Below are 20,810 nucleotides of genomic sequence, written 5' to 3'. Positions count from 1 at the left end.
CTGATGCTCCAGACGCTTGTCGAATTCCAGCGCACGATCTACCTGGCGCTCGCCGATCAGATAAAGCTGCTCTCGGCTGGCGGTGGCTGGCTTGCGTTCCTTGCTTTTCTGCCGATGGGCGTGCTTTTTGGTGCGGCGCATGCCCTGACGCCAGGACATAGCAAGGCCGTCCTGGCCACGTATCTGGCCGGTTCGGACGCGAAGGTTTCACGCGGCCTTCTGGTGTCACTGACGCTCTCCTTCACGCATGTGACGATCGCGGTGCTAATCGCGGCATTCTCGTTACCGCTGGTATCGATTGCCTTGGGAAGCGTTGGCCGAGCGCCGCTGCTGGAAGACGTCAGCCGTGGGTTGCTTGGCCTGATCGGCGTCTGGATGTTGTGGCGCGCATTGAGCCACGGCCACCATCACAAGCATGAGGGCGAAGCCGTTGGGGTCATGGCCGGCCTGATTCCATGCCCGCTGACCCTGTTCGTGATGACCTTCGCGATATCCAGAGGCGTTCCGCTTGCCGGTATTCTGTTTGCGGTCACCATGATGGCCGGCGTGGCGCTGACCCTGTCCTGCGTGGCGGTGTTGTCGATCCTGTTTCGGGAACGGCTGGTGCATTTTTTCGACAGCCGGCCACGCTTGTTCGACATAGTATCCAGAAGCATCGAAGGTTTCGCCGGCCTCGTTCTTGCTGGCGTGGCGGTTTGGCAAATTTCTTCGCGCTGAAGACGTTGAAACGAACAGCCGGGTTATGGATTGACAAGCACGAAGGATCATTCCAGCATAGTGACAAGGGGTTCCTTCGCGACGACCCCGTGAGGCGTCAGCCCAACGATCGCGTCCAAACTCTTACTCTGGAGGTGGACGCCATGCCGTCAACAACCGCAATCACCGTAGCGCAGCTCTCTCGTCTCATCGGCCTGCCGGACGCGCCTGTTCTTGTCGATGTCCGCATCGACGAGGACTATGACGCCGATCCGCGCTTGCTTCCGGCTTCATCCCGGCGCGACTTCAAGACCGTTTCCACCTGGGCGGCCGAGTTCGCCGGACGCCACGTCGTCGTCATCTGTCAAAGTGGGCAAAAACTCTCGCAAGGCGTCGCTGCCTGGCTGCGCCATGAGGGCATCACTGCTGAATCCCTGGAAGGCGGCTTCGAGGCCTGGTTGGCGGCCAAGGGTCTTGTGATCAAGACCGACAAGATACCGCGCCGCGACGACAGGGGCCGCACGGTCTGGGTGACGCGCGCCCGCCCCAAGGTCGACCGCATTGCTTGCCCATGGCTGATCCGCCGCTTCGTCGATCCCTCTGCAGTGTTCCTGTTCGTCGAACCGGCCGAAGTGCTGGCTGCCGCCGACCGTTTCGCGGCGATTCCCTTCGACATCGACGATGTGTTCTGGAGCCATCGCGGCGAGCGCTGTACCTTCGACACCATGATCGAGGAATTCGGGCTGCGCTCCGAAGCGCTCGACCGTCTTGCTTTGATCGTGCGCGCGGCCGACACGGCGCGCCTTGATCTCATACCGCAGGCGGCAGGGTTCCTCGCGGCATCGCTCGGCCTCTCGCGGATGTTCCGCGACGATCTCGAGCAGCTCGAGGCCGGCATGCTGCTCTATGACGCGTTTTTCAGGTGGTGCCGCGACGCCACCGACGAAACCCACAACTGGCCGAGCGGGGTCAAAACATGAGCGCCGTTGCCGCTGGCGAAAAGGCTCATGGTGTCGAGGCGCCCTCAGCACCGACCTTCGGGCAGGCCACAAAACTGTGGGCGAAGATCGGTTTGCTTTCCTTCGGCGGGCCGGCCGGACAGATCGCGCTGATGCACAAGGAACTGGTCGAGGAGCGGCGCTGGATCGGCGAGCAGCGGTTTTTGCATGCGCTCAATTATTGCATGCTGTTGCCCGGACCCGAGGCGCAGCAGCTGGCGATCTATATCGGCTGGCTGCTGCACCGGACCGCCGGCGGCCTCGTTGCCGGCATCCTGTTCGTGCTGCCCGGCGCCCTGGTCATGCTGGGTCTCAGCATCTTCTACGTGCTCTACAATGATGCGCCTGTCATCGAGGCGCTGTTCTTCGGCATCAAGGCAGCGGTGCTGGCCGTCGTCGTCGAGGCGGTTATCCGCATCGGCAAACGGGCGCTCAAGAACCGGGTGATGGTGGCGATCGCGGTGGTAGCCTTCCTTGCCATCTATGTCGTCAGGCTGCCGTTTCCGCTGATCATCCTGTTTGCCGGGCTGGCCGGCTGGATCGGCAATCGCCTGGCGCCGGCGCGGTTTTCCGGAACCGCACATGGCAAGGATAATTTGCCCGATGTCAGAGGCGCGGTCGACCTGATGTTCGAGCGCGGCGAACTCGCCCATACCAGGCCGACGAAATGGCATGCGCCGCGCACCGCCGCGATCTGGCTACCGGTCTGGCTCGGACCGGTCGTGCTGATCCTGGCGCTGACCGGCCCAGCCAGTGTGTGGACACAGCTCGGCGGCTTCTTCAGCCTGATGGCGGTGGTCACCTTCGGCGGCGCCTATGCCGCGCTCTCCTATGTCGCACAGGCGGCCGTGACGTCATTCGGCTGGCTCGCCCCCGGTGAAATGGTCGACGGTCTTGGCCTTGCCGAGACCACGCCGGGCCCTCTGATCCTGGTGCTCCAGTTCGTCGGCTTCGTCGCCGCCTCACGGCATGCTGGTGCGCTGAGCCCGCTCGTCGCCGGATCGCTCGGCGCATTGCTGACGCTCTGGGTGACGTTCGTGCCCTGCTTCTTCTGGATTTTTCTCGGCGCCCCGTATATCGAGGCGCTGCGCGGCAACAAGGCGCTGTCGGCAGCCCTGACCGCGATCACGGCGGCTGTCGTCGGCGTGGTGATGAACCTTGCTCTGTGGTTTGCGCTGCACGTCGTTTTCGGCGCGGTGCACCATGTCGGCCTCGGGATGGAGGTGCCGGTGCTGTCGTCGCTGGACTGGCGCGCCGCACTGCTGGCGGCAGCCGCGATGGTCGCCATGCTGAAACTGAAGGTCGGCATGCTGCCGACATTAGCCGGTTCGGCGCTGGCGGGGATGGTCCTGCTGGCTCTGCCTGCGTAGCGCTCGACGCAAGCAAAGCTCAACCAGCAATGATGCGCGACCACGGTCAAGCTGATTTGACGAGGTCGGCCGAGCTGTTTCAAAGTCGGTCCCGGATCGCGCAACGGGATGTGACATGGTGGATTCTGATCGGATCGACAAGCTGATCGCAGGGGTGCCCCCGGCCTTGGCGCTTCGCGCCGGGCTGGATCTTGGCATCTTCACCCGGCTCGGCGGCAACGCGATGACTGCCGACAGCCTTGGGATCGCGCTCAAGGTCGAGCCCGATCGTCTGTCGCGGCTCCTCTACGCGCTCGCCAGCATCGCTCTCCTCGACGTCGATGATGGTCAATTCCGCAACGGAGCCGAAGCGTCGGAGTTCCTAGACGCGTCCAAGCCGACCTATCGCGGTGGCGACCACGCGCTCCTGCGCGAGCTCTGGGGAGCCGACCTTTTGACCGCAGAATCGCTGCGGCAGAACCGGCCGGCTGCGCTGCACGACTTTTCCGAAGCGGGGCCTGAGTCCGCGGCGGCCTTCAGCCGCATCCTTGCCCCTGGCGGGGTGATTTTCGGCCGAAATCTGGCCCGTGAGTTGGACCTCTCGGCGATCGGTTCGGTGATCGACATTGGCGGCGGCGCCGGGACCATTCTCGTCGGACTTCGCGAGCGGTGGCCGCACATTGCGGCGACGCTGATGGAACTCCCAACAGTCGCAGCGGTCGCGCCAGCCATCCTGTCAGAATACGGTGCCGACGACGTGGTTGTCGAAGAAGGCGACATAACTGTTGCGCCATCGATCGGCCGGCACGATCTGGCGATCCTGAAGGCCGTCGTCCAGATCCTTCCGCCAAACCAGGCGCGCAGTTCGATCCTGAACGCCGCGCGTTGCCTCACGCAAGGAGGCGAGATCGCCATTGCGGGGTGGGGTGTCGTCGATGACGATCGCCTCGGCCCGCCCGAGGGTGTCTTTCTCAATCTCACCTTCCTGAATCTCTATCGCGCAGGCGAATCCTACACGGAAGGTCAGTATCGCGCGTGGATGACCGAGGCTGGATTCAGAAGTATCTCCAGGTCGCGCCTCCCGGACGGCTGCACGTTATTTCGTGCGCGCCTCGCGGGCTGATCGTGACGGAATGGCTGGTTTCGGACGGAAAGTCTGTCTGAGGCGCCCCCGTCGCCGTGGCTCTCAGAGCCAGCCCTGAATGGATTGCACAAAGGTCCTGAGGCGGCGTGAACCGATCTTTCCCCTCACCGGGCAGCGCGGGGTATCGGCAGTCTTCTTTACGATGAGCTGTTTGGTGCGCGAGATCTCTTGAAACTCTTGCGCGTAGGCGACCAGGAAGCCATCGACGGCGGACGTGGGACGCTCCCAATTTGCCTTGTCGTCCTTATAGTCGGTGTAGTCGTCCCAAATGAGCATGCCGCCAAGCTTGAGCATCCCCCATGCCAGGACGCTATCCATCATGACGCTTTCGCGCTCATGACAACCATCGATATAAACCAGGTCAAATTCCGCCCCTGCCTGGCGTAGTCTGATCAGCGCCGGCAGTGAGAAGTCGCGAATCTTCGTCACCCGATCGGCGTAACGCTTCAAATTCCTGTCGAAGCGTTTCCCCCGTTTGTGGAAGGGATCGACGCAGGTGATGACAGCCTTTCGCAAATAGCTGGCAAAGAAGAGGGCGGAGCGGCCCTCCATGGAGCCGATTTCCAGAATCGAAAGCGGCGTATCCCGCAGCGGTTCAAGAATGGGCATCCACGTCGACAGCTTGTTCGTCACGTAGTCGCGCTCGGCAAACGAAGCTGAGCCGTTGATGCTCTGCCAATCAAAATCCATTCCTGACAGGCGCTCCTTCAGTGTACCCGTGATTGTCGTTCCGGCCCCGCCGCACATTTGAACAATTTTGCGCCTTGAAACCATCCCCCTGTCTTCTCGATAGCTTCGTCTCAGACGGGTAAAATGTCATTTTGGTCGGCAACAAAGTTCGCGATAGCGGCATGTGACCTCTCCATGAAAACGATCTTTCGCATTCATCGTTTCTGGGGCGATACCTCCGACAGTCAAGCGGCGGCACGAGGCGCGATCGCAACAATTGCGCCTGGCCCGTCGGACTACGTCGAATCGGAATGGAGTTTTTAGACATTCGTTTATCTATTCGTGGTTTCTAATAACATATGGCATTCAATGCGTTCACCTGGATGTGGTTTGTTTTCGGCCGCCTAAGACGCGCCGCGAACGGTAACGTTGCCGTCACCTTTGCCTTCACCTTGCCGATCGTGGTCGGCGGCGCCGGCCTCGGTGTGGAGACGTCCTTCTGGTACTACAGCAGCCTTAAGCTACAGGCCGTCGCCGATGCCGCGGCCTATGCCGGTGCGCTCGAGAAAGTCGCGGGTTCCGACAACCCGACCATCATCGCCGCCGCCACGCAGTCGGCGACCTCGAACAATTTTGCCACGCCGGGCACGATCCAGGTCAACACGCCGCCGTTGTCCGGCCCGAACACCGCGAAGAAGGCGGTGGAGGTCATCGTCAAGCAGAACCTCGATCGCTACTTCACGGCGATCTTCAACAGCACGCCGGTTCCGGAACAGGCGAGGGCCGTGGCGCTCATCACCGACGCCTCGAAAGCCTGCGTGCTGGCGCTCAGCCCGTCGGCCGCCCAGGCTGCGCTCTTTTCCGGCAACACCGCCGTCAATCTCACCGGCTGCTCGGTCATGTCGGACTCGATTGCCGCGGACGCCATAAAGACGCAGGGCTCGGCGACGATAAAGGCCGACTGTCTGATCACGGTCGGCGGCATGGTGCTGAACGTTCCACCAACCACGGACTGCAAGTCAAACATCACCCAGGCCTTGCCGGCGTCCGATCCTTTCTCCAGCCTGGCGACCCCGACAGCCAGCAACCCGTGCAAGAATGTCAACGGCAACAAGACGGCGCAAACACTCCAGCCTGGCACCTACTGCAGCGGCATGAGCCTTAGCGGCAACGTCACCCTGCAGCCCGGCGTCTATGTCGTGCAGGGCAGCATGAAGGTCAACGCCAACGCGGTCGTCGCGGGCAGCGGGGTAACCATCTTCATGGCAGGCAGCAACACCGTCAGCATGAACGGCAACGCCAAGGTGACGCTGAGCGCGCCGACATCCGGAACCTATTCCGGCGTGCTGTTCTACGGCGACAGGACCGGGACTGCGGCGCAGAGCACTTTCAATGGCACCGCGGACTCGCTTTTGACCGGCGCCATCTATTTCCCCAGGCAGCAGGTCAACTACCTTGGCAACTTCTCGGGGAACGGCGGCTGCACTCAGGTCGTCGCCGACACCATCCAGTGGTCCGGCAGCACGACCATCAAGCAGGACTGCACCAGTCTCGGGATGAAGGACATTCCGGCGACGCAGTCCGTTCAACTTGTCGAGTAGCGGGATGGGTGGGCGGACCTTGCACATTGTCCGGGACAAATCCGGGATAGCTGCCGTAGAATTTGCCATGTTGCTGCCCATCCTGTGCCTCGTCTGCTTCGGCATCGCCGACGGCTGGTCCTACGTGACGAGTTACCTGCAAATGCGCGCCGGCGTCAAAACCGCGGCCAATCTCGTGATGGCCGGCGCGTCCAATGACACGGGAACGCAGGCGGTCGCGCTTTCGAGCTGGAACGACAAGCCCGATGATGCCGCGGTCGTGCTGGTTCGCTCCTATTTGTGCGGCACCACGGTCGTGGATGCGACCACCATCTGCGGCGGAACGAAGCTGCCGACCGTCTTCGTCCAGATAACGGCGACGGGCACCTGGGTGCCCCCGTTCAATTTCGGTGTCTTCCCGGACCCGCGCGCGATCAGTCATCAGCAGGTGATCCGTGTCCGCTGAAAGGATCGGGTCCAGATGGCGCCGTGACTGCTCCGGCGGAACAGGGCTGGAATTCGCCTTGATCGCGCCCGTCCTGGTGATGCTTTTGTTCGGAATCTTCGCGTTCGGCTGGGCCATGAACGCCGTGTCGACCGTCCGCTATACGCTGGAGACCTCTTCTCGGGCGCTGCAACTGAACAACACGCTTTCCCAGAGCGACATCCAGGCCATCGCTACGGAGAAATTGGCGAACCTGGGTCTGCAGAACGTCGTTGTGACGATCTCGATCGACCCTGCCAGCGGCGGCTTCAAGATGGCGCATCTGACCGCCAGCTATGCCTTCGTCATCGCCTTCCCGTATTTCGACCAGTATCCGATAAATTACGCTACGACCGTCACCGTTCCGCTGGTTGCCAGCTAGGTTACGACCGGCTTTCGTTGAGTTGGCCCAAGTCAGACCGCAACGGATCCCCGGGAACCATAGCCTCCCTATCCCAGTTGCACTTGCGAGGCGGTCGATTCCCCTTGTGGATGTAGCCGTTGAAAGCCCGCCGCTGGGACCTCAGTGGTTGGCTTTTGCTATCGGACTAAAGTCTTGCGACTTGCTTTCGAAGGTCTGATGTAACCGCTTTGGTTCTGTTCCTGTCCATTTGATGTTCCGAACTTTTTAGTGAATCCTCATACGTTTTCGTTGGTCTGGATGATGCTACCCAGTCTTAGGTCAAGTGGCCCGAAGTCTCTGGGAGATGCTTCGCAACTTCCGCACGTCGAACCCTACAGGTTGGAGGTCGCTCCGTTGTAGCCTCATGCCGGGATGGCTGGCTCGCTGAGAATTCGGGGTGAGGTGTTCCCGGCGAGCCTGCAGGGACAGAACCCACGGAAGACCGGGGACCTCAGTCTTGGTTGAGCAATGGCTGACGTGCCTAGGCCCGGCCGGTCAGTTGCAGCTCGCTCAGATAATCGTCTTCGATGATCCAGGCGTCGCTCCGCCGAGCCCAAGCGAGCAACGCAAGTCTGCGGGTCAGCGACATCGTCATCCCGAGCGGCGCATGTTGCCCTGGCGTGACGATCGCCAGCGCTGCGCCCCGGGCGCTTTGGACGCCGGAAGCGACATCCAGACCTTCGGCGTCGACCGGAACGGCCGTCACGGTGATGCCGGACAGGTCGAGCGCTTTGCGTGTGATCGGGAAGCTCGGATCCTCGATCAAGGCTCGCGATCCCACGACCTGCAGAGCGCGCACCGCCAGACCAAGCGCCCCGGAATAGCCTGCGGCGACGAACACCTGGGCGGGACTGCACCGAAGACCCCGTGCGATCCCGACATAGGCCGCGATCTCCTTTCGCAACTGCGGATCACCACGGGGATCGGGATAGCCGACCGGCGCAGCCGCTGCCCGCCGCGCCGCTCGCGCGACGACGCGCGACCACAGCTTGAACGGAAAGGCGTCTTGCGACGGCACGCCCATCTGGAACGGCAGAGGCGGCGTTCCATAGGTATGGAACAGCTCCGGCAGAGGCGGCACGTCTGGCGACCACAAGGGCGACGACGAAGGCGATGGGCACTTGGCGACGCGGGTGCCCGCAGCGCCGGCGCCGACCGCGAACTGCTCATCGATAAGGCGCTGGTACGCGACGCGTACGGTGCCGCGCGAGACGCCGAGCTGAGCGGCCATGTCACGTCAGGGCACAAAGTCGGGGTGGCGCAGCTGCTACGGCTTCGCTCGGAGGGTCGGCAAGAACCACTTCGGCACCCGCCCCGGTCGTCAAGTCGCTCTCGCGATTGGTTTGCAGCCACCGTTTTACGACCGCCAGCCTCTACGCAATCGGGTTATTCGCCAGGGTCGAATTCACCTTGCAACAGGACCGTCTCAACGGCTGTCGCTGGATTGACTATTTGTCCCTCCAGGACTTCGATAAGTTTGCGCCCAACCGCCGCCATGTCCACGAAATGAACTCCAATCTTCGCCGGCAGGAAGTGTGCAAGCCGCGTGCTGTCACGAGTGACGATGTGGACGTCACGGCCAGGCTCAAGACCCCGCTTGCCGAGAGCGTGTAACGCTCCCAGAAGCCCCAGTTCGTTGGCGCATGCCAGGCCCGTCGGCGGATCCAACGATGCCAGCAGGCGATCGAACCAGGCCGCGCTCGATTCCATGGTGAACATGCCATGACCGATCAGCGATTGGTCGATCGGAAGTCCGGCCTCCGCCATTGCCCTTCCATAGCCTGCAAGACGCATGGCGCTCGCCTGATCCTCCGGAACGAGAAGTTGCAGCGCAATGCGTCGAGAGCCCTTGTCCATGAGCCGTCGGGTCGCCTCGTAGGCAATCTGTTCATTGTCGACATCGACATAAGGGTACGCGGTATCCAGGTCGGTTCTTCCAAACGCGACGAACGGCATGCGTTCATCCAGCAACAGCTTGACGCGCGGATCACGCGACACCATGCGGGTGATGATCAGTCCGTCTGTGCTGCGCGCCTGAAGCTGCCGCTGCACACTCTCGACGGGATCGTCGTCGGGCGTGGTGGAATAGATGGACAGACTATAACCCGCCTGCCGCGCTGCCAGCGTCATGCCTTCGATCAAGGGAAGCTTCAACAGATCGGAAAGGTAGTCGCGTGTCTCCATCGGCAGCACTGCCGTCAGCGTCAGGGTTCGTCCGGTTTTCAGCGCGCGACCATAATGATTTGGGACATAGCCGAGCCGCTTCGCCGCCTCCTTGACCCTGGCAATGGTCGAGGGCAGCACTTCCGGCCCATCCTTCAGTGCGCGGGATACCGTGGTTACCGAAAGGGAAAGTTCCGCCGCGATCTGTTTTAGGTTGGCCATGTCGCCCGACCTCATTTGCGAAAGCGCCGGCTGATTTGCTGACCCTCATTACGTTACCGGATTCCACCTCACGGTCAATCCAAGCTCTCGCTAAAGCAGCTTGACTCTCGTGCATTTCTTTGCAATCGTAACGTTACGATTGCAAAGAAATGGCTCTTTTGAGCGGCATTTTGACAAATCCTAGGGAGGAGAACCTATGTCCTGGCTACGCATTTCCTTAACGGCATTCGCAATTTCGGCTGCCTTGCCCGTCCATGCCCAAACAGTCACCATCACGACCGCGGGCGGCGATTATGGCAACGCCATAAAGGAGGCCATGTGGGGCCCCGCTGCAAAAGAGCTTGGCTATGACGTCCGCGAGGAGACGCAGAGCGACGGCCTGGCTGCCCTGAAGATGCAGGTCACCGCCGGCGCTGTCACCACCGACATCATCCACCTCGGCTCGCCGGAAGGCGCGCAGGCGGCCGCGCAGTCGCTGCTGGAGCCGCTTGATTACAAGATCATCGATCCCAACTCCGTGCCGGCCGGCGCGAAGTCCGACTACTGCTATCCGTTCGACTCCTATGGCACCGTCATGTCGTGGAGCACCAAGACCTACGGCCAGAATCCACCGAAGACCTGGGCTGAGTTCTGGGACGTTGCCAAATTCCCGGGCCGTCGAGCCCTGCGTGCCAATGCTCAGGATTTGATCGAAATCGCACTGCTCTCCGATGGCGTGGCGCCGGCGGACGTCTATCCCACGCTAAGCACGCCAGAGGGCCTGACGCGCGCCATCAAGCGGCTTGAGGCGATCAAACCGAATGTCTCGGTGTGGTGGACTTCAGGAGCCCAGTCAGCGCAATTGCTGAAGGACGGCGAGGCGGATCTGGTCGTTACCTGGAATGGTCGGGCGCAGACCGTGAAAGCCGATGGCGGCACGGTCGACTATACGTTCAAGGGTTCCGTCATCGGCACGGACTGCCTGGCGGTACCGAAGGGAGCGCCGAACAAGGAAGCGGCCATGAAGCTCATCGCGGCGATGACACAGCCCGCGCGCGTGGCGAAGCTGACCGACTTCATCGCCTATGGCCCGGTCAATCCTGCCGGCTATGAGGGTGGCCTTATCCCCGAAGACCGTCTGAAGACCCTGGCGACCGCGCCTGAAAATGCCGGCACTTCGGTGTTCTCGAACGCGGATTGGTGGGTCAAGAACGGCGAGGCCGCCCAAAAAGCCTTCGATGAAATGATGAACCGCTGAGCCTCGAATTCGTCAACTCCAGGGTTGCAGCACATGATGAAGTCGCTCCCGATCACCATCGACAGCGTGCGCAAGGCCTATGGGTCTTACGTCGCGCTGGATGATGTCTCACTCGACATTCAGGCTGGCGAATTCCTCACATTGCTGGGGCCATCCGGGTCGGGCAAGACCACGCTGCTCATGGCTTTGGCCGGCTTTGTCCGACCCGATCGCGGTAAACTCTTGTTGGGGGATCGCGACATCACTCGCCTGGCCCCCAACAAGCGGGACATCGGCATAGTCTTTCAGAACTATGCCCTGTTTCCACACATGAACGTCCTGGCGAACGTCGAGTATCCGTTGGCACTGCGCAAGACACCGAAAGCGGAGGCGCGTCGGCGGGCGCTTGACGCCTTGGCCCGCGTGAAGCTGGACGGTCTGGCGGAGCGCGACATTGCCGCATTGTCCGGCGGACAGCGCCAGCGGGTAGCGTTGGCGCGGGCGATCGTCTTTGAGCCACGCGTGATGCTGATGGACGAGCCGCTGTCGGCGCTCGACAAGAATCTGCGCGAAACCATGCAGTACGAAATCAGGCGTCTGCACGATGATCTCGGGATTACCACCATTTATGTGACGCATGATCAGCGCGAAGCACTGATCATGTCAGACCGGGTTGCGGTGATGAACTCCGGCCGCATTCAGCAGATCGATACGCCACAGCAGATTTATGATCGTCCATCGACCCGCTTCGTCGCGGAGTTCATGGGCGAGGCCAACATTGTGGCCCCAGGAGCAGCACGCAGAATCGACGGCGCCGATGCGTCACGCGAGACCCTGATGATCCGCGCGGAAAGCTTCCATCTTGATGCGAAAATCGTCGGACGAGACGGGGTGGCGCTTGAGGGAACGCTGCGCGCCAAGGCGTTTCGCGGCGAGAACTGGCTTTTGACGCTGGCGCTTGACGCCGGGCAAGAGATTCTTGTCTGCATTCCGGCAGCTCTGGCCAGCGGCTGCGCCGAACTCGCCACCGGTCAGCGGGTGACCGCCTATGCGCCAGCAGCGAAAGTTCACGCGATACCGGGAGCGGTAGCGTGACCGTCCTTGCCGATCCTGCGCTGGCGGCAGACGCTCGACGCGAGCGGCGGTTCTTCCTCTCGCTTTCACTGCCTGCGCTTTTCATCGTCGGACTGGCGGCGATCCTGCCTATCCTATGGATCATCCGGCAATCCTTCCTGACCACAGGGGGCGAATACACCGTCGGCAATTACGAGAAGGTGCTTTCGAGCGGACTGACCTGGTCGGCACTCGTGACAACCGTTGAGCTGTCCTTTGGAACGCTGGCGTTCTGCATTCTTCTCGGCACCCCCCTGGCGCTCGCTCTGGCCAGCGCCAGACCAAGGGTCGCCAATTTGCTGATGGCCTTCGTCATGCTGCCGTTGTGGACCTCCATTCTGGTCCGCACTTATGGCTGGCTCGTGCTCTTGCGGCGCGAAGGCCTGATCAACGCGGCTTTGACAGGTTCGGGCCTGACAGCGGAGCCATTGCCGCTGGTCTACAATTTCACCGGAACGCTCATCGGCATGGTTCACTATATGCTGCCGCTCTTTCTGCTGCCCGTTTATGCGGCGATGCGCGATATCGACGCCAACCTTGTTCGCGCCTCGGCGAGCATGGGAGCCACACTTGGGCAAACGATCCGCACCGTCATCCTACCGCTTTCGACCGGCGGCATCTTCTCGGGCTCATTGATCGTCTTCATCTACACCATAGGCTTCTTCATCACGCCGGCGGTGCTGGGCGGCGGCAAGGTAAATCCTCTCTCCATCCGCATCGAGCGCACGCTGTCGACCTTTCAGGACTGGGGGTCGGCGAGCGTCCTGGGCATTCTGCTCCTCGTTCTCATGGCGCTGATCGGCGTGATGTTCCTGGCGGCGCGCCGACTGATGGCGCGCAACAAATTCGGTACGGCCCATGCTTGAAGCCTATCCCGACAACAGGCTGGCCCGCGTCCTCCTGTGGAGCTTTTGCGCGCTCGTATTGGCGTTCCTGATGCTGCCGACGCTGGTGGTCGTGCCGCTCTCCTTTTCAGCGTCCGATCTTCTCGAGTTTCCGCCGCGCGCATACTCGTTGCGCTGGTACGAGAATTTCTTCGGTTCGGCGACATGGATGGCCGGGCTCAGGACGAGCCTGATCCTTGGGACATTGACGGCGACGCTCGCAGTGCCCCTGGCGCTGCTGGCCTGCATCTCGATCAACCGGCTCGGAGGAAGGACCGCCTTGGCCATTCAGGGCGCTCTGCTCACCCCGTCCATCGTGCCGGGCATCCTGCTTGCGATCGGTCTCTTCTTTGTGCTGGCGGCGCAACGTTTGGTCGGAACGCTGTTCGGCGTGCTGGTCGGGCATGTGGTGCTGGCCATTCCAGTCGCCTGCATTGTGTTGTTGCCCGCTCTGGCCCGCTTTGACTGGAACCAGGTTCAGGCGGCGCGCAGCCTCGGCGCAAACTGGGCGAGAGCTATTGGCGGGATAATCGTCCCGCAACTTCAGATCAGTCTGTTGTCGGCAACGTTGATGGCCTTCCTGACGTCACTCGACGAGTCCGTCATTTCGATCTTCGTCGCCAGCGGTCAAAACAGCACGCTGCCGAAGCTCATGTTCCTGTCGCTGCGCGACCAAATCGATCCGACCATTGCGGCGATCTCGACCTTGTGGACCGTCATCGTCCTGGTCGCCGTCCTGATCGTGAGCTTTCGCCAAAAATCCTGACAGAGACTGGAAACATGCCTACAGATCGTCAAGCAGCCGGTGCTGCCGCGGATCAATCAACGGAAATCCCTCAGGTGGGGTTGGCCATCATCACCGGCTCGGCAAACTGGGGGCTTGCCTTCCCGGAAGATGTTGAATTCGAGGGTGTGCGCACCTTGCGGCGCGACATGAGTTTTGAAACGCCTTTCGGTCGTTCCGACAACTGGAAGCTGCTCGAGTTCGATGCGTCGATCACCGTCGAAGGCAAACCGAAACGTGCCTTGTGTATGTATTCGCACGGCAATCCCCGCGACCACATCGACCATGCCTGCCATCGCCGCGCGTTCTGGGTGTTGATGAGCGCGGGTGTAAGGCAAGTCCTGTCCTGTTCGACCATTGGCGCCGTCAACAAGGCGATCAAGCCCGGCGACATGGTGGTGAACGCCGATATCATCGAACTGACGCAGACCCCGTTTTCGCTGCTTCCCGGCCGGCAGAGCTTCGACTGCTCGGGCAAGCAGATCGTATGTCCAAGATGTGCGGCGGTTCTGGTCGAAACGGCCCGCCGTCATTGGCCAGCCGAATGTCGCGTTCATGGTATCGAACAGCAGCTGGTCGCAGCCCATTGTTACGGGCCGCGGCTGACGACCCCGGCCGAAGCGCTGGCGTTTCGCAGTATGGGGGCGGATGTGCTCAACCACTCGATCGCGCCTGAGGCAACCTTGTCGCGCGAGATCGGCGCGTGTTTCGTGCCTCTTGCGTTCGTCACGGCCGGCTTCAACGACTATATGGACCGCAATCGCCAGGCATTGCTGCAGGAGGACGTGTTGCCGAGCCTCTCCATGACAGCCTCGCGGGTCGCGCTGGAGACCGCGGCACGTCTTCCGGTCAATCCGGAATGCTCCTGCCACGGTTTGAAGTCGCCTCAACCAGAAGAACGCGCTGGCCGATTCTAAGGTAGCGTTTCCTCCGAGAGGAAGATCTTGGGTGTTCATCGGGATGTTTTTGCGGGAAAGGCCTTTCATCAGGGCAAGTCGCAGACGGATCTGCCCTCTACTTCCAATACGACATAGCGTGATCAAAATCTGATATCGATCATGGCCGGCCCTATTGCGATGCGCTGCGTCGAACAGCCAGCGGTGTTGTTCCTGTCCACCCACGGAACGCCCGAATAAACGAATTCGCGTCCTCGAATCCAAGCAATAAAGCAATCTCAGCGCTCGACATCATTGTTTTGCCCAAATAATGCTCAGCAAGCGACGAGCGTACAGCATCGAGGGTAAGCTGGAATGACGTCCCCTCCTCCTGAAGCCTACGCTGAAGCGTGCGCGTCCCGACTCCTAACCGTTTACCCACCGACCGCATGGATACGTCGCCAGCCGGTAGCGCTTCAAGCAAAGCGCTCCTCACGCGTTCGACCATGCTGGCGGTCCGATCGAGATCCGCCAACCTTTGGCGCAAAGATGGCTCGAAAAACATCCAGATCTTGTGGTTCTGGGTCAGGAACGGACGATCAAAGTCATCGGCGCCAAAGATGAGTGTCGCCAAGGGCGCCTCCTCAAGGGGGATGCCAAAGAAATCCTTATATAAAGCAGCATCGTTATCGGCCGCATCGGGGGCAGACGGCCAGGCAATTTTCTGCGGCTTGACGTGGGTGCGCGTGGCAAGGCGTGCGAGTTGGACAAAGAAAACGAGCTTGAAGGCCAGGAAGACCCCAGGCGGCGGCTTCGTCTGGTCCAGGAAATCAATGGTGACAGTTGCCTCCGCAGATGTTCGCTCGACCTTAATCGTCATCGGGGCGATTAGACGTACATACTTGGCGATACGCTCAAGTGCACAGCCCAGGTTAGCGCTGCACAGGGCGGCAAACAGCTCCGGGTCAAACCAGTCGCTGGTCATTACCTGAGCAATCCGCAAAGGCGCCGGTAACGAGGGGTCCAAAAATCGCGCCTCATCCTCGATCGCCGTCCAGAGGTCGAAGAACGCCGTGGACGTCAGGCGTACCTGGTCACGTGCAAACAAGTCACCTGGCAGGTCGGCACGGCGCAGGATGGGAGGCGCACCCAAACCCGCATCCTGCATAAGCAATCGCCAGCCCGGCCAGACCGCATAGTCCAAGGTCGAAAGCGATCGGCCGGCGGCAGGTAAATCCAGTTTCGTCATATGGCGATTTTAGTCTGCAGATCACGCCATAACAATCGCGGATGACGCCAATCTGAGCTCCAGAGGCAGCAAACAGGTCTCGGTCAACCGTCCATCGCGCTTCTCTAGTTTGGCGCAATCCGTATTTTCTTTGGCATGTTTCGCTAGTGAAGAGGTGGGTGTCGTGAGGCATATATCGTCTCACCAATTAATCGACGCAGCCATGCGACGGGAGCAAAGACATGACAAAAACCGTTCTAATCACCGGTGCCTCATCGGGCTTCGGCTTGATGCTCGCAGGCAAGCTCCACGCTCAGGGTTTCGACGTAATCGGAACAAGTCGTGAGCCCGGAAAATATGCCGGAAAAGTCCCCTTCAAGCTGCTGCGTCTCGACATCGATGATGACGCGTCCATCCAGGTTTTTCCCGGCGAGTTGTTTCAACATGCGAAGAAATTGGACGTCCTGGTCAACAATGCCGGCTACATGCTGACCGGCCTCGCCGAGGAGACCCCGCTCGATGTGGCCCGGCAGCAGTTCGAAACAAACTTCTGGGGGACCGTGAAGGTAACCAACGCCATCCTGCCGTATTTCCGCAAGCAGCGTTTTGGAAAGATCATCACCGTCAGCTCGATCGTTGCTCTGATCGGCCCGCCCAACCTTTCGTTCTACGCGGCGTCCAAGCATGCCGTTGAAGGCTATTTCAAGTCGCTGCGTTTCGAGTTGGACCCCTTCAACATCAAGGTGAGCATGGTTGAGCCGGTCTGGTTCAAGACGAACCTGGGTAACCACGCGGTCAAGCAAACGGTCGGGACAATCTCCGACTACGGTGTCTATCGCAGGAAGGCCAATGCCGCGACGCAAAAGGGCATCGACGATGCTGAAAAGCCGGACGCCGTCGTCAAGAAGATCTCCGATCTGATCACCGCCAAGGATCCGAAGTTCAGCAACCCGGTAGGGAGGATGACCGGCATGTTCCTTTTCCTGCAAAGTTACGCGCCAAAAATCTTCGAAGGCTCGATTCTGAAGAGCGTTTCAACGGCGGCCTGAAGCGACCCTTTCTACCGGCAGCAACCAATCAGGACGCATGCGATGAAAACGGATCGATCCTCTGAAAGTCCCGAAGACACCAAAGGCCCCTCACGTCGACAAGCCTTGGCAGTGGGAGCAGCGGCGCTGACCGCGCTCTATCGGGACTTGCGCTGCCGACGCTCGCGTTGGCGAGAGCGAAGGCGGCCTCTACTCCGGCGACCCGTTTTGTCGAAGCGGGTGGGCGCAAGCTCGCTTACCAATCCGTTGGTAAGGGCAAGCCTATCGTCCTTGCTCATCGCTTCCGCGGCGTACTTGGCCTGTGGGATCCGGCTTTCATCAATGCGTTGGCATCGCACGGCTATCAAGTCGTGACGTTCGACTATTCGGGCATGGGTCGTTCGACCGGCGAGAGGTCATATAACCCCACGGTACTCGTGAAGGACATGAAGGACCTCATCGACGGACTATTGGCGGCTGGTCTTTCGGCGCGATTGCCGCGGAGATCTATGTCGCCATGTACGGCGCCTCGATAAGTCATGCGGTTCTGATCGCCGGCGTTCCACCAGGCAAGCTCGTCAAGTCGGGTGAACAGCGCTTCCTTGACCTTGGCAGCCAAGGTCCCGCGACCCTTGAACAGTACACCGGTCTGTTCTTCGAGCCGAATGATGCGGGAAGCCGCGCAGCATCGAAGCAATCGTTCGAGCGCATTTTCTCGCCGGGGAACATCCACAGCCCCGACGTGCCTGCGGAGTGGGCGATGGCGCAGGTTCCGGCTTCGCCGCCAAACCCGGTGATGCCCTATGACGACGTCATGAACGCACTAAAACAAACCAACGTGCCGATCCTGCATTTGAACGGCGATCATGACATCTCGTTTCCGGTCGAGAACTGGTACGCGCTGAACGGCATCTTCCCTACGCTTGATCTGATTACCTACCCGCGAACCGGCCACACGGAGCCCATTTTCAGTATCCGGATCTGGCTGCATCTCAGATTGCTGCCTTCATCAGGAATACGCGCAAGGCCTGAGAAGGCGCGTCAGCCTCTGCGAACATTCGCCGATATGAAAAGAAACCTAAGATAGCGAGCGACTTCGATGAAATACTATCTCTGCAAATATATTCCGCCGCGCGATGATTTCCTGGCGACGATGAGTGCTGACGAGAAGACATGGATGACGCAGCACGGCGCTTTCCTCGACGATCTGCTCGAAAAGGGGATGATTGTGGCGCACGGTCCTGTCATGGATCCGGCAGGCGGCTATGGCGTCTCGCTATACAGGATCGCCGATGATCAAGACATCGCGTCCATTACCGCTCAGGACCCAGTCGCTAAAAACGGTGCCGGCCATTACGAGCACCATCCGATGCTGCACCTGAAGGCCCGCGACTGACGCCAGGATGGCCAATGCGCCGGTAAGACGCAGTCGAAATGCACTCGACTGCTGAAAGCATCGCACGTTCCATCCGCCCTTATCACCGGCGCCTCCAGTGGCATCGGCACAGTCTACGCTCGTCGCTTCGCAGGCAGCGGCCATGATCTCGTTCTGGTTGCCAGGGCAACGGACCGGCTGAACAAGCTTGCCGACGAGCTTCGAAGAGCCCACGGCGTCGCAATCGAGGTGATCACGGCGGACCTGACGGATTCCGCACAACTGGGGTCGGTGACGCAGCGACTGCGCGGCAAGCCATCGATCGATATCCTGGTAAACAATGCCGGCGCCAGCGTGAGTGGCGGCTTCTCCCATGCCGATCCCGGTTGCGCTGGAGAACCTGCTTCGCCTTAATTCGCTTGCGCCTACGGTGCTTACAGCGGCTGTGCTCCCGGGCGTGCTCAACCACGGCAACGGCTCGATCATCAACATCGCCTCGGTTCTCGCTCATTTGCCGGAGTATTCGCACGGCATCTATGCGGCAACGAAGTCCTATCTGCTGACGATGTCGCAGAGCCTCCATGCCGAGGTCGGACGTTCCGCGAGCCATCGCCCGCGTATAAGGCGCACCCTCTGCAATGTCAGTACAATCCCAGGTTCCGCTGCAGCGCCGCGGCGAAATGGGTCTTGATGGCCTCGACCGCTCCGGGTGCATCACGCTTCCGGCACGCTTCGATGATCTCCTGGTGTTCACGCAACGAGCGCAAGGCGAGCGGAACGGACATCTTCCGATCAAGGCGCAGCAGCCTCAGATAATTCCTGATCCGTCGGTAACTCGTGTCGATGAGGGGGTTGTTCAGGCTCGCGACGATGGAGCCGTGCAGCAGCTCTTCAAGTTTCTCGAGTTCGCTCATGTTTGTAAGCGTAAGTCCCTCGCCCTCCAGCGCGGCGGCCACATCGCTGTGCCGCAACGCCAGCGCGGCAATTTCAACGTCGCGTGCGGTCTCGGCGAAGACGGCGACCGCGGCGGCTTCTATGATGCCGCGGAACTGATAGGTCGACCGCGTCAACTCCATTCCCGGCTTCACGAACTGGATGCCGGCATGCGGATGGATGGTGACGACCCCTTCGGCCTGGAGCGCTCGCAATGCGTCGCGCAAGGGTCCGACAGGCACGCCGGTTAATTCCACCAACTGGGCCTGCGATACAAAGGCGCCGGCAGCCAATCTGCGATCGTACAAGATATCGAAGATGCGCCCGTATGCCACGTCGCTGAGACGCGTCCCTTCTCCAAACGCAACGGCCGCTTTGCGCGGATTCTTGGCTGACACCCTCTTTTCCTTTCCAAGGTATTAGTCTATTAGCTGATCAAAGTCATATATCAGTGTGATGAACTAATAGATCAAGATGCGTATTTCGTCGTTCGAACTCACCCGCTTTCAGTTTGCCCGTGACCGTGTCATCGGCGACAGCCAGGTCAGCGCCGACGAGGCCAATATCGCCGCGCTTGAACTGATTGACGAGAACGGAAATCGCGGTCTCGGCTTCGTCCAGGTCCTTTTCGACGCTTTGCCGGCAATAAGTGAAATCACCAGGATTTTCGAGGCTGAGGTCTGGCCGGGCCTTGAAGGCCAGTCCCCACTCTCGATTGCCCACCGGGTCGGCCGGCCCCGTGGGGGCAACCAGCGTTCGTTCACGCTGCCGTTTCAAGAGGCCGTGCAGGTAGCGGTCTGGGATCTCGCGGCCAAGCAGCTCACAATGCCGCTGCACAGGCTGCTGGGCTCGCGGCGGGACAAGGTGCGCGCCTATGCTTCGGGCCTGGACTTCCATCTCAGCGACGACAAGTTCGTGGCGTTCTTTGAGAACGCCGATGCCCTGGGTTACCGGGCGTTCAAGATCAAGGTCGGGCACCCGGATTTCGATCGCGATCTGCACCGACTGACCCTGGTCACCAAGGCGGTTCGACCGGGCGCGCAGTTCATGATCGACGCCAACGAAGCCTGGGGTGCCAAGGAAGCCGTCGTCAAGCTCGACTCCATTCACCGGGCGGGCTTCGAGTTGCTGTGGGTCGAGGACCCAATCCTGCGCAACGATTTCGATGGCCTGCGCCTCCTTCGGCAGTGCGTTCCCTGGACCCTGATCAACTCAGGCGAATATCTCGACGCCGCCGGCAAACGCCAACTCATGCTGGCTGGCGGAACCGACATACTCAACGTACACGGCCAGGTCACCGACGTCATGCGCATCGGTTGGCTGGCGGCTGAACTCGGCATTCCGGTGTCGCTGGGAAATACCTTTCTGGAGGTCGGCGTGCATATGGCCTGCGCGCTGCCCGAGGTCGAATGGCTCGAATACTCGTTCCAGAACTTCGAGCACCTGATCGAGGAACCGGTGGAGATCCGCGATGGCTGGGCTTACGCGCCCGACCGTCCCGGCCATGGCCTCGTACTGTCAGAAGCTGCCCGTCGCGAATGGGCACGCCCCGAAATCTTGTCGCGCGACCAACTTGGCTCCGCACCAACCCGTCCTCGGGCTGTTCGGAAATAGACCTCGCGACGAGCGGAGGAGAAGTGAAAAGTAACAGGTAACAGGAGGACCG

24 protein-coding genes are annotated in these 20,810 nt (G+C 60.7%); 18 read left to right on the top strand and 6 right to left on the bottom strand.

The annotated features are described in order from the left end of the window. The first annotated feature begins 3 nt into the window (after window positions 1-3). The 4 genes from FJV77_RS09365 (at window position 4) to FJV77_RS09350 (ending at window position 4,166) form a co-directional block, all read left to right on the top strand. The gene (locus tag FJV77_RS09365; protein ID WP_142866512.1) at window positions 4-717 is read left to right on the top strand and encodes an ABC transporter permease; all 714 of its coding nucleotides are present in this window, start codon (window positions 4-6) and stop codon (window positions 715-717) included. 143 nt (window positions 718-860) lie between these two features. Then, window positions 861-1,676, top strand: coding sequence for a chromate resistance protein ChrB domain-containing protein (locus tag FJV77_RS09360; RefSeq protein WP_142866511.1), 816 nt, complete (start codon window positions 861-863; stop codon window positions 1,674-1,676). Further along, complete coding sequence (gene chrA / locus FJV77_RS09355; RefSeq protein ID WP_142866510.1) at window positions 1,673-3,064, top strand: chromate efflux transporter; 1,392 nt, start codon at window positions 1,673-1,675, stop codon at window positions 3,062-3,064. Before FJV77_RS09360 ends, chrA begins: the two co-directional genes overlap by 4 nt. A gap of 115 nt (window positions 3,065-3,179) precedes the next feature. Then, complete coding sequence (locus FJV77_RS09350; protein ID WP_142866509.1) at window positions 3,180-4,166, top strand: methyltransferase; 987 nt, start codon at window positions 3,180-3,182, stop codon at window positions 4,164-4,166. Window positions 4,167-4,229: 63 nt separating this feature from the next. Here FJV77_RS09350 and FJV77_RS09345 read toward each other — a convergent pair whose 3' ends face one another. Then, entirely contained in the window at window positions 4,230-4,961 is a 732-nt protein-coding gene (locus FJV77_RS09345) for a class I SAM-dependent methyltransferase (protein ID WP_142866508.1), read from the bottom strand. A gap of 254 nt (window positions 4,962-5,215) precedes the next feature. Between FJV77_RS09345 and FJV77_RS09340 the strand changes: the two genes are divergently transcribed. From FJV77_RS09340 to FJV77_RS09330, 3 genes are read left to right on the top strand one after another with little or no spacing between them, the layout of a single operon-like run. Continuing rightward, on the top strand, window positions 5,216-6,457 hold the full coding sequence (locus tag FJV77_RS09340; protein ID WP_142866507.1) for a pilus assembly protein TadG-related protein: 1,242 nt from the start codon (window positions 5,216-5,218) through the stop codon (window positions 6,455-6,457). A 4-nt stretch (window positions 6,458-6,461) separates the two neighbouring features. Beyond that, window positions 6,462-6,902, top strand: a complete 441-nt coding sequence (locus FJV77_RS09335; RefSeq protein WP_142866506.1) for a TadE/TadG family type IV pilus assembly protein — start codon at window positions 6,462-6,464, stop codon at window positions 6,900-6,902. A 58-nt stretch (window positions 6,903-6,960) separates the two neighbouring features. After that, window positions 6,961-7,302 (top strand): TadE/TadG family type IV pilus assembly protein, encoded by a 342-nt coding sequence (locus FJV77_RS09330; RefSeq protein WP_246691200.1) that lies wholly within the window; start codon window positions 6,961-6,963, stop codon window positions 7,300-7,302. A gap of 502 nt (window positions 7,303-7,804) precedes the next feature. Here FJV77_RS09330 and FJV77_RS09325 read toward each other — a convergent pair. Beyond that, the gene (locus FJV77_RS09325; RefSeq protein ID WP_142866504.1) at window positions 7,805-8,554 is read right to left on the bottom strand and encodes a PLP-dependent aminotransferase family protein; all 750 of its coding nucleotides are present in this window, start codon (window positions 8,552-8,554) and stop codon (window positions 7,805-7,807) included. Window positions 8,555-8,709: 155 nt separating this feature from the next. After that, the gene (locus tag FJV77_RS09320) at window positions 8,710-9,708 is read right to left on the bottom strand and encodes a LacI family DNA-binding transcriptional regulator (protein WP_142866503.1); all 999 of its coding nucleotides are present in this window, start codon (window positions 9,706-9,708) and stop codon (window positions 8,710-8,712) included. A 196-nt stretch (window positions 9,709-9,904) separates the two neighbouring features. Here FJV77_RS09320 and FJV77_RS09315 point away from each other — a divergent pair, with 196 nt between their 5' ends. From FJV77_RS09315 to FJV77_RS09295, 5 genes are all read left to right on the top strand, one after another. Next, window positions 9,905-10,945: an ABC transporter substrate-binding protein gene (locus FJV77_RS09315; RefSeq protein ID WP_142866502.1), complete on the top strand. Its 1,041-nt coding sequence runs from the start codon at window positions 9,905-9,907 to the stop codon at window positions 10,943-10,945. A 36-nt stretch (window positions 10,946-10,981) separates the two neighbouring features. Then, window positions 10,982-12,019, top strand: a complete 1,038-nt coding sequence (locus FJV77_RS09310) for an ABC transporter ATP-binding protein (protein ID WP_142866578.1) — start codon at window positions 10,982-10,984, stop codon at window positions 12,017-12,019. Then, window positions 12,016-12,903 carry an ABC transporter permease gene (locus FJV77_RS09305; RefSeq protein WP_142866501.1) on the top strand — a complete coding sequence of 296 codons (888 nt, stop codon included), beginning with the start codon at window positions 12,016-12,018 and terminating at the stop codon, window positions 12,901-12,903. Before FJV77_RS09310 ends, FJV77_RS09305 begins: the two co-directional genes overlap by 4 nt. Further along, entirely contained in the window at window positions 12,896-13,687 is a 792-nt protein-coding gene (locus FJV77_RS09300) for an ABC transporter permease (RefSeq protein ID WP_142866500.1), read from the top strand. The genes FJV77_RS09305 and FJV77_RS09300 overlap by 8 nt, the downstream gene beginning before the upstream one ends. A 74-nt stretch (window positions 13,688-13,761) precedes the next feature. Next, window positions 13,762-14,622: a 5'-methylthioadenosine phosphorylase gene (locus FJV77_RS09295; protein WP_246691204.1), complete on the top strand. Its 861-nt coding sequence runs from the start codon at window positions 13,762-13,764 to the stop codon at window positions 14,620-14,622. 151 nt (window positions 14,623-14,773) lie between these two features. On the opposite strand, the gene FJV77_RS09290 is transcribed toward FJV77_RS09295, so the two are convergent. Next, window positions 14,774-15,829, bottom strand: coding sequence for an AraC family transcriptional regulator (locus tag FJV77_RS09290; protein WP_142866499.1), 1,056 nt, complete (start codon window positions 15,827-15,829; stop codon window positions 14,774-14,776). A gap of 221 nt (window positions 15,830-16,050) precedes the next feature. Between FJV77_RS09290 and FJV77_RS09285 the strand changes: the two genes are divergently transcribed. The 5 genes from FJV77_RS09285 (at window position 16,051) to FJV77_RS33240 (ending at window position 18,902) form a co-directional block, all read left to right on the top strand. Next, window positions 16,051-16,857 carry an SDR family NAD(P)-dependent oxidoreductase gene (locus tag FJV77_RS09285; RefSeq protein ID WP_142866498.1) on the top strand — a complete coding sequence of 269 codons (807 nt, stop codon included), beginning with the start codon at window positions 16,051-16,053 and terminating at the stop codon, window positions 16,855-16,857. Between the two features lie 496 nt (window positions 16,858-17,353). Continuing rightward, window positions 17,354-17,923: an alpha/beta hydrolase gene (locus FJV77_RS32635; protein WP_210246353.1), complete on the top strand. Its 570-nt coding sequence runs from the start codon at window positions 17,354-17,356 to the stop codon at window positions 17,921-17,923. A gap of 12 nt (window positions 17,924-17,935) precedes the next feature. Next, on the top strand, window positions 17,936-18,232 hold the full coding sequence (locus FJV77_RS09275; protein ID WP_142866497.1) for a YciI family protein: 297 nt from the start codon (window positions 17,936-17,938) through the stop codon (window positions 18,230-18,232). Between the two features lie 48 nt (window positions 18,233-18,280). Further along, on the top strand, window positions 18,281-18,625 hold the full coding sequence (locus FJV77_RS33245) for an SDR family NAD(P)-dependent oxidoreductase (RefSeq protein WP_348643818.1): 345 nt from the start codon (window positions 18,281-18,283) through the stop codon (window positions 18,623-18,625). Next, on the top strand, window positions 18,585-18,902 hold the full coding sequence (locus tag FJV77_RS33240) for an SDR family NAD(P)-dependent oxidoreductase (RefSeq protein WP_281408572.1): 318 nt from the start codon (window positions 18,585-18,587) through the stop codon (window positions 18,900-18,902). The genes FJV77_RS33245 and FJV77_RS33240 overlap by 41 nt, the downstream gene beginning before the upstream one ends. On the opposite strand, the gene FJV77_RS09265 is transcribed toward FJV77_RS33240, so the two are convergent. Then, window positions 18,853-19,542, bottom strand: a complete 690-nt coding sequence (locus FJV77_RS09265) for a GntR family transcriptional regulator (protein WP_142866496.1) — start codon at window positions 19,540-19,542, stop codon at window positions 18,853-18,855. The two genes, FJV77_RS33240 and FJV77_RS09265, sit on opposite strands and share 50 nt — an antisense overlap. Window positions 19,543-19,585: 43 nt before the next feature. After that, window positions 19,586-19,981: a hypothetical protein gene (locus FJV77_RS32865; RefSeq protein WP_246691199.1), complete on the bottom strand. Its 396-nt coding sequence runs from the start codon at window positions 19,979-19,981 to the stop codon at window positions 19,586-19,588. Here FJV77_RS32865 and FJV77_RS09260 point away from each other — a divergent pair. Then, the gene (locus tag FJV77_RS09260) at window positions 19,970-20,758 is read left to right on the top strand and encodes an enolase C-terminal domain-like protein (RefSeq protein WP_246691198.1); all 789 of its coding nucleotides are present in this window, start codon (window positions 19,970-19,972) and stop codon (window positions 20,756-20,758) included. The two genes, FJV77_RS32865 and FJV77_RS09260, sit on opposite strands and share 12 nt — an antisense overlap. Window positions 20,759-20,810: the final 52 nt, after the last annotated feature.

It is taken from the genome of Mesorhizobium sp. WSM4306, from assembly GCF_007003975.1.
Lineage (GTDB): Bacteria > Pseudomonadota > Alphaproteobacteria > Rhizobiales > Rhizobiaceae > Mesorhizobium.
This window is presented reverse-complemented; position numbering and strand designations above follow the sequence as displayed.

Excerpts from the sequence above, each read along its gene's own strand:
- FJV77_RS33240 (WP_281408572.1), top strand. The coding sequence starts at position 18,585 with ATGCCGATCCCGGTTGCGCTGGAGAACCTGCTTCGCCTTAATTCGCTT.
- FJV77_RS09310 (WP_142866578.1), top strand. The coding sequence starts at position 10,982 with ATGAAGTCGCTCCCGATCACCATCGACAGCGTGCGCAAGGCCTATGGG.
- FJV77_RS09285 (WP_142866498.1), top strand. The coding sequence starts at position 16,051 with ATGACAAAAACCGTTCTAATCACCGGTGCCTCATCGGGCTTCGGCTTG.
- FJV77_RS09360 (WP_142866511.1), top strand. The coding sequence starts at position 861 with ATGCCGTCAACAACCGCAATCACCGTAGCGCAGCTCTCTCGTCTCATC.
- FJV77_RS32635 (WP_210246353.1), top strand. The coding sequence starts at position 17,354 with ATGTACGGCGCCTCGATAAGTCATGCGGTTCTGATCGCCGGCGTTCCA.
- FJV77_RS09290 (WP_142866499.1), bottom strand. The coding sequence starts at position 15,829 with ATGACGAAACTGGATTTACCTGCCGCCGGCCGATCGCTTTCGACCTTG.
- FJV77_RS09350 (WP_142866509.1), top strand. The coding sequence starts at position 3,180 with ATGGTGGATTCTGATCGGATCGACAAGCTGATCGCAGGGGTGCCCCCG.
- FJV77_RS09260 (WP_246691198.1), top strand. The coding sequence starts at position 19,970 with ATGCCGCTGCACAGGCTGCTGGGCTCGCGGCGGGACAAGGTGCGCGCC.
- FJV77_RS09340 (WP_142866507.1), top strand. The coding sequence starts at position 5,216 with ATGGCATTCAATGCGTTCACCTGGATGTGGTTTGTTTTCGGCCGCCTA.
- FJV77_RS09365 (WP_142866512.1), top strand. The coding sequence starts at position 4 with ATGCTCCAGACGCTTGTCGAATTCCAGCGCACGATCTACCTGGCGCTC.
- FJV77_RS09335 (WP_142866506.1), top strand. The coding sequence starts at position 6,462 with ATGGGTGGGCGGACCTTGCACATTGTCCGGGACAAATCCGGGATAGCT.
- FJV77_RS09315 (WP_142866502.1), top strand. The coding sequence starts at position 9,905 with ATGTCCTGGCTACGCATTTCCTTAACGGCATTCGCAATTTCGGCTGCC.
- FJV77_RS09345 (WP_142866508.1), bottom strand. The coding sequence starts at position 4,961 with ATGGTTTCAAGGCGCAAAATTGTTCAAATGTGCGGCGGGGCCGGAACG.
- FJV77_RS09325 (WP_142866504.1), bottom strand. The coding sequence starts at position 8,554 with ATGGCCGCTCAGCTCGGCGTCTCGCGCGGCACCGTACGCGTCGCGTAC.
- FJV77_RS09300 (WP_142866500.1), top strand. The coding sequence starts at position 12,896 with ATGCTTGAAGCCTATCCCGACAACAGGCTGGCCCGCGTCCTCCTGTGG.
- chrA (WP_142866510.1), top strand. The coding sequence starts at position 1,673 with ATGAGCGCCGTTGCCGCTGGCGAAAAGGCTCATGGTGTCGAGGCGCCC.
- FJV77_RS09320 (WP_142866503.1), bottom strand. The coding sequence starts at position 9,708 with ATGGCCAACCTAAAACAGATCGCGGCGGAACTTTCCCTTTCGGTAACC.
- FJV77_RS09275 (WP_142866497.1), top strand. The coding sequence starts at position 17,936 with ATGAAATACTATCTCTGCAAATATATTCCGCCGCGCGATGATTTCCTG.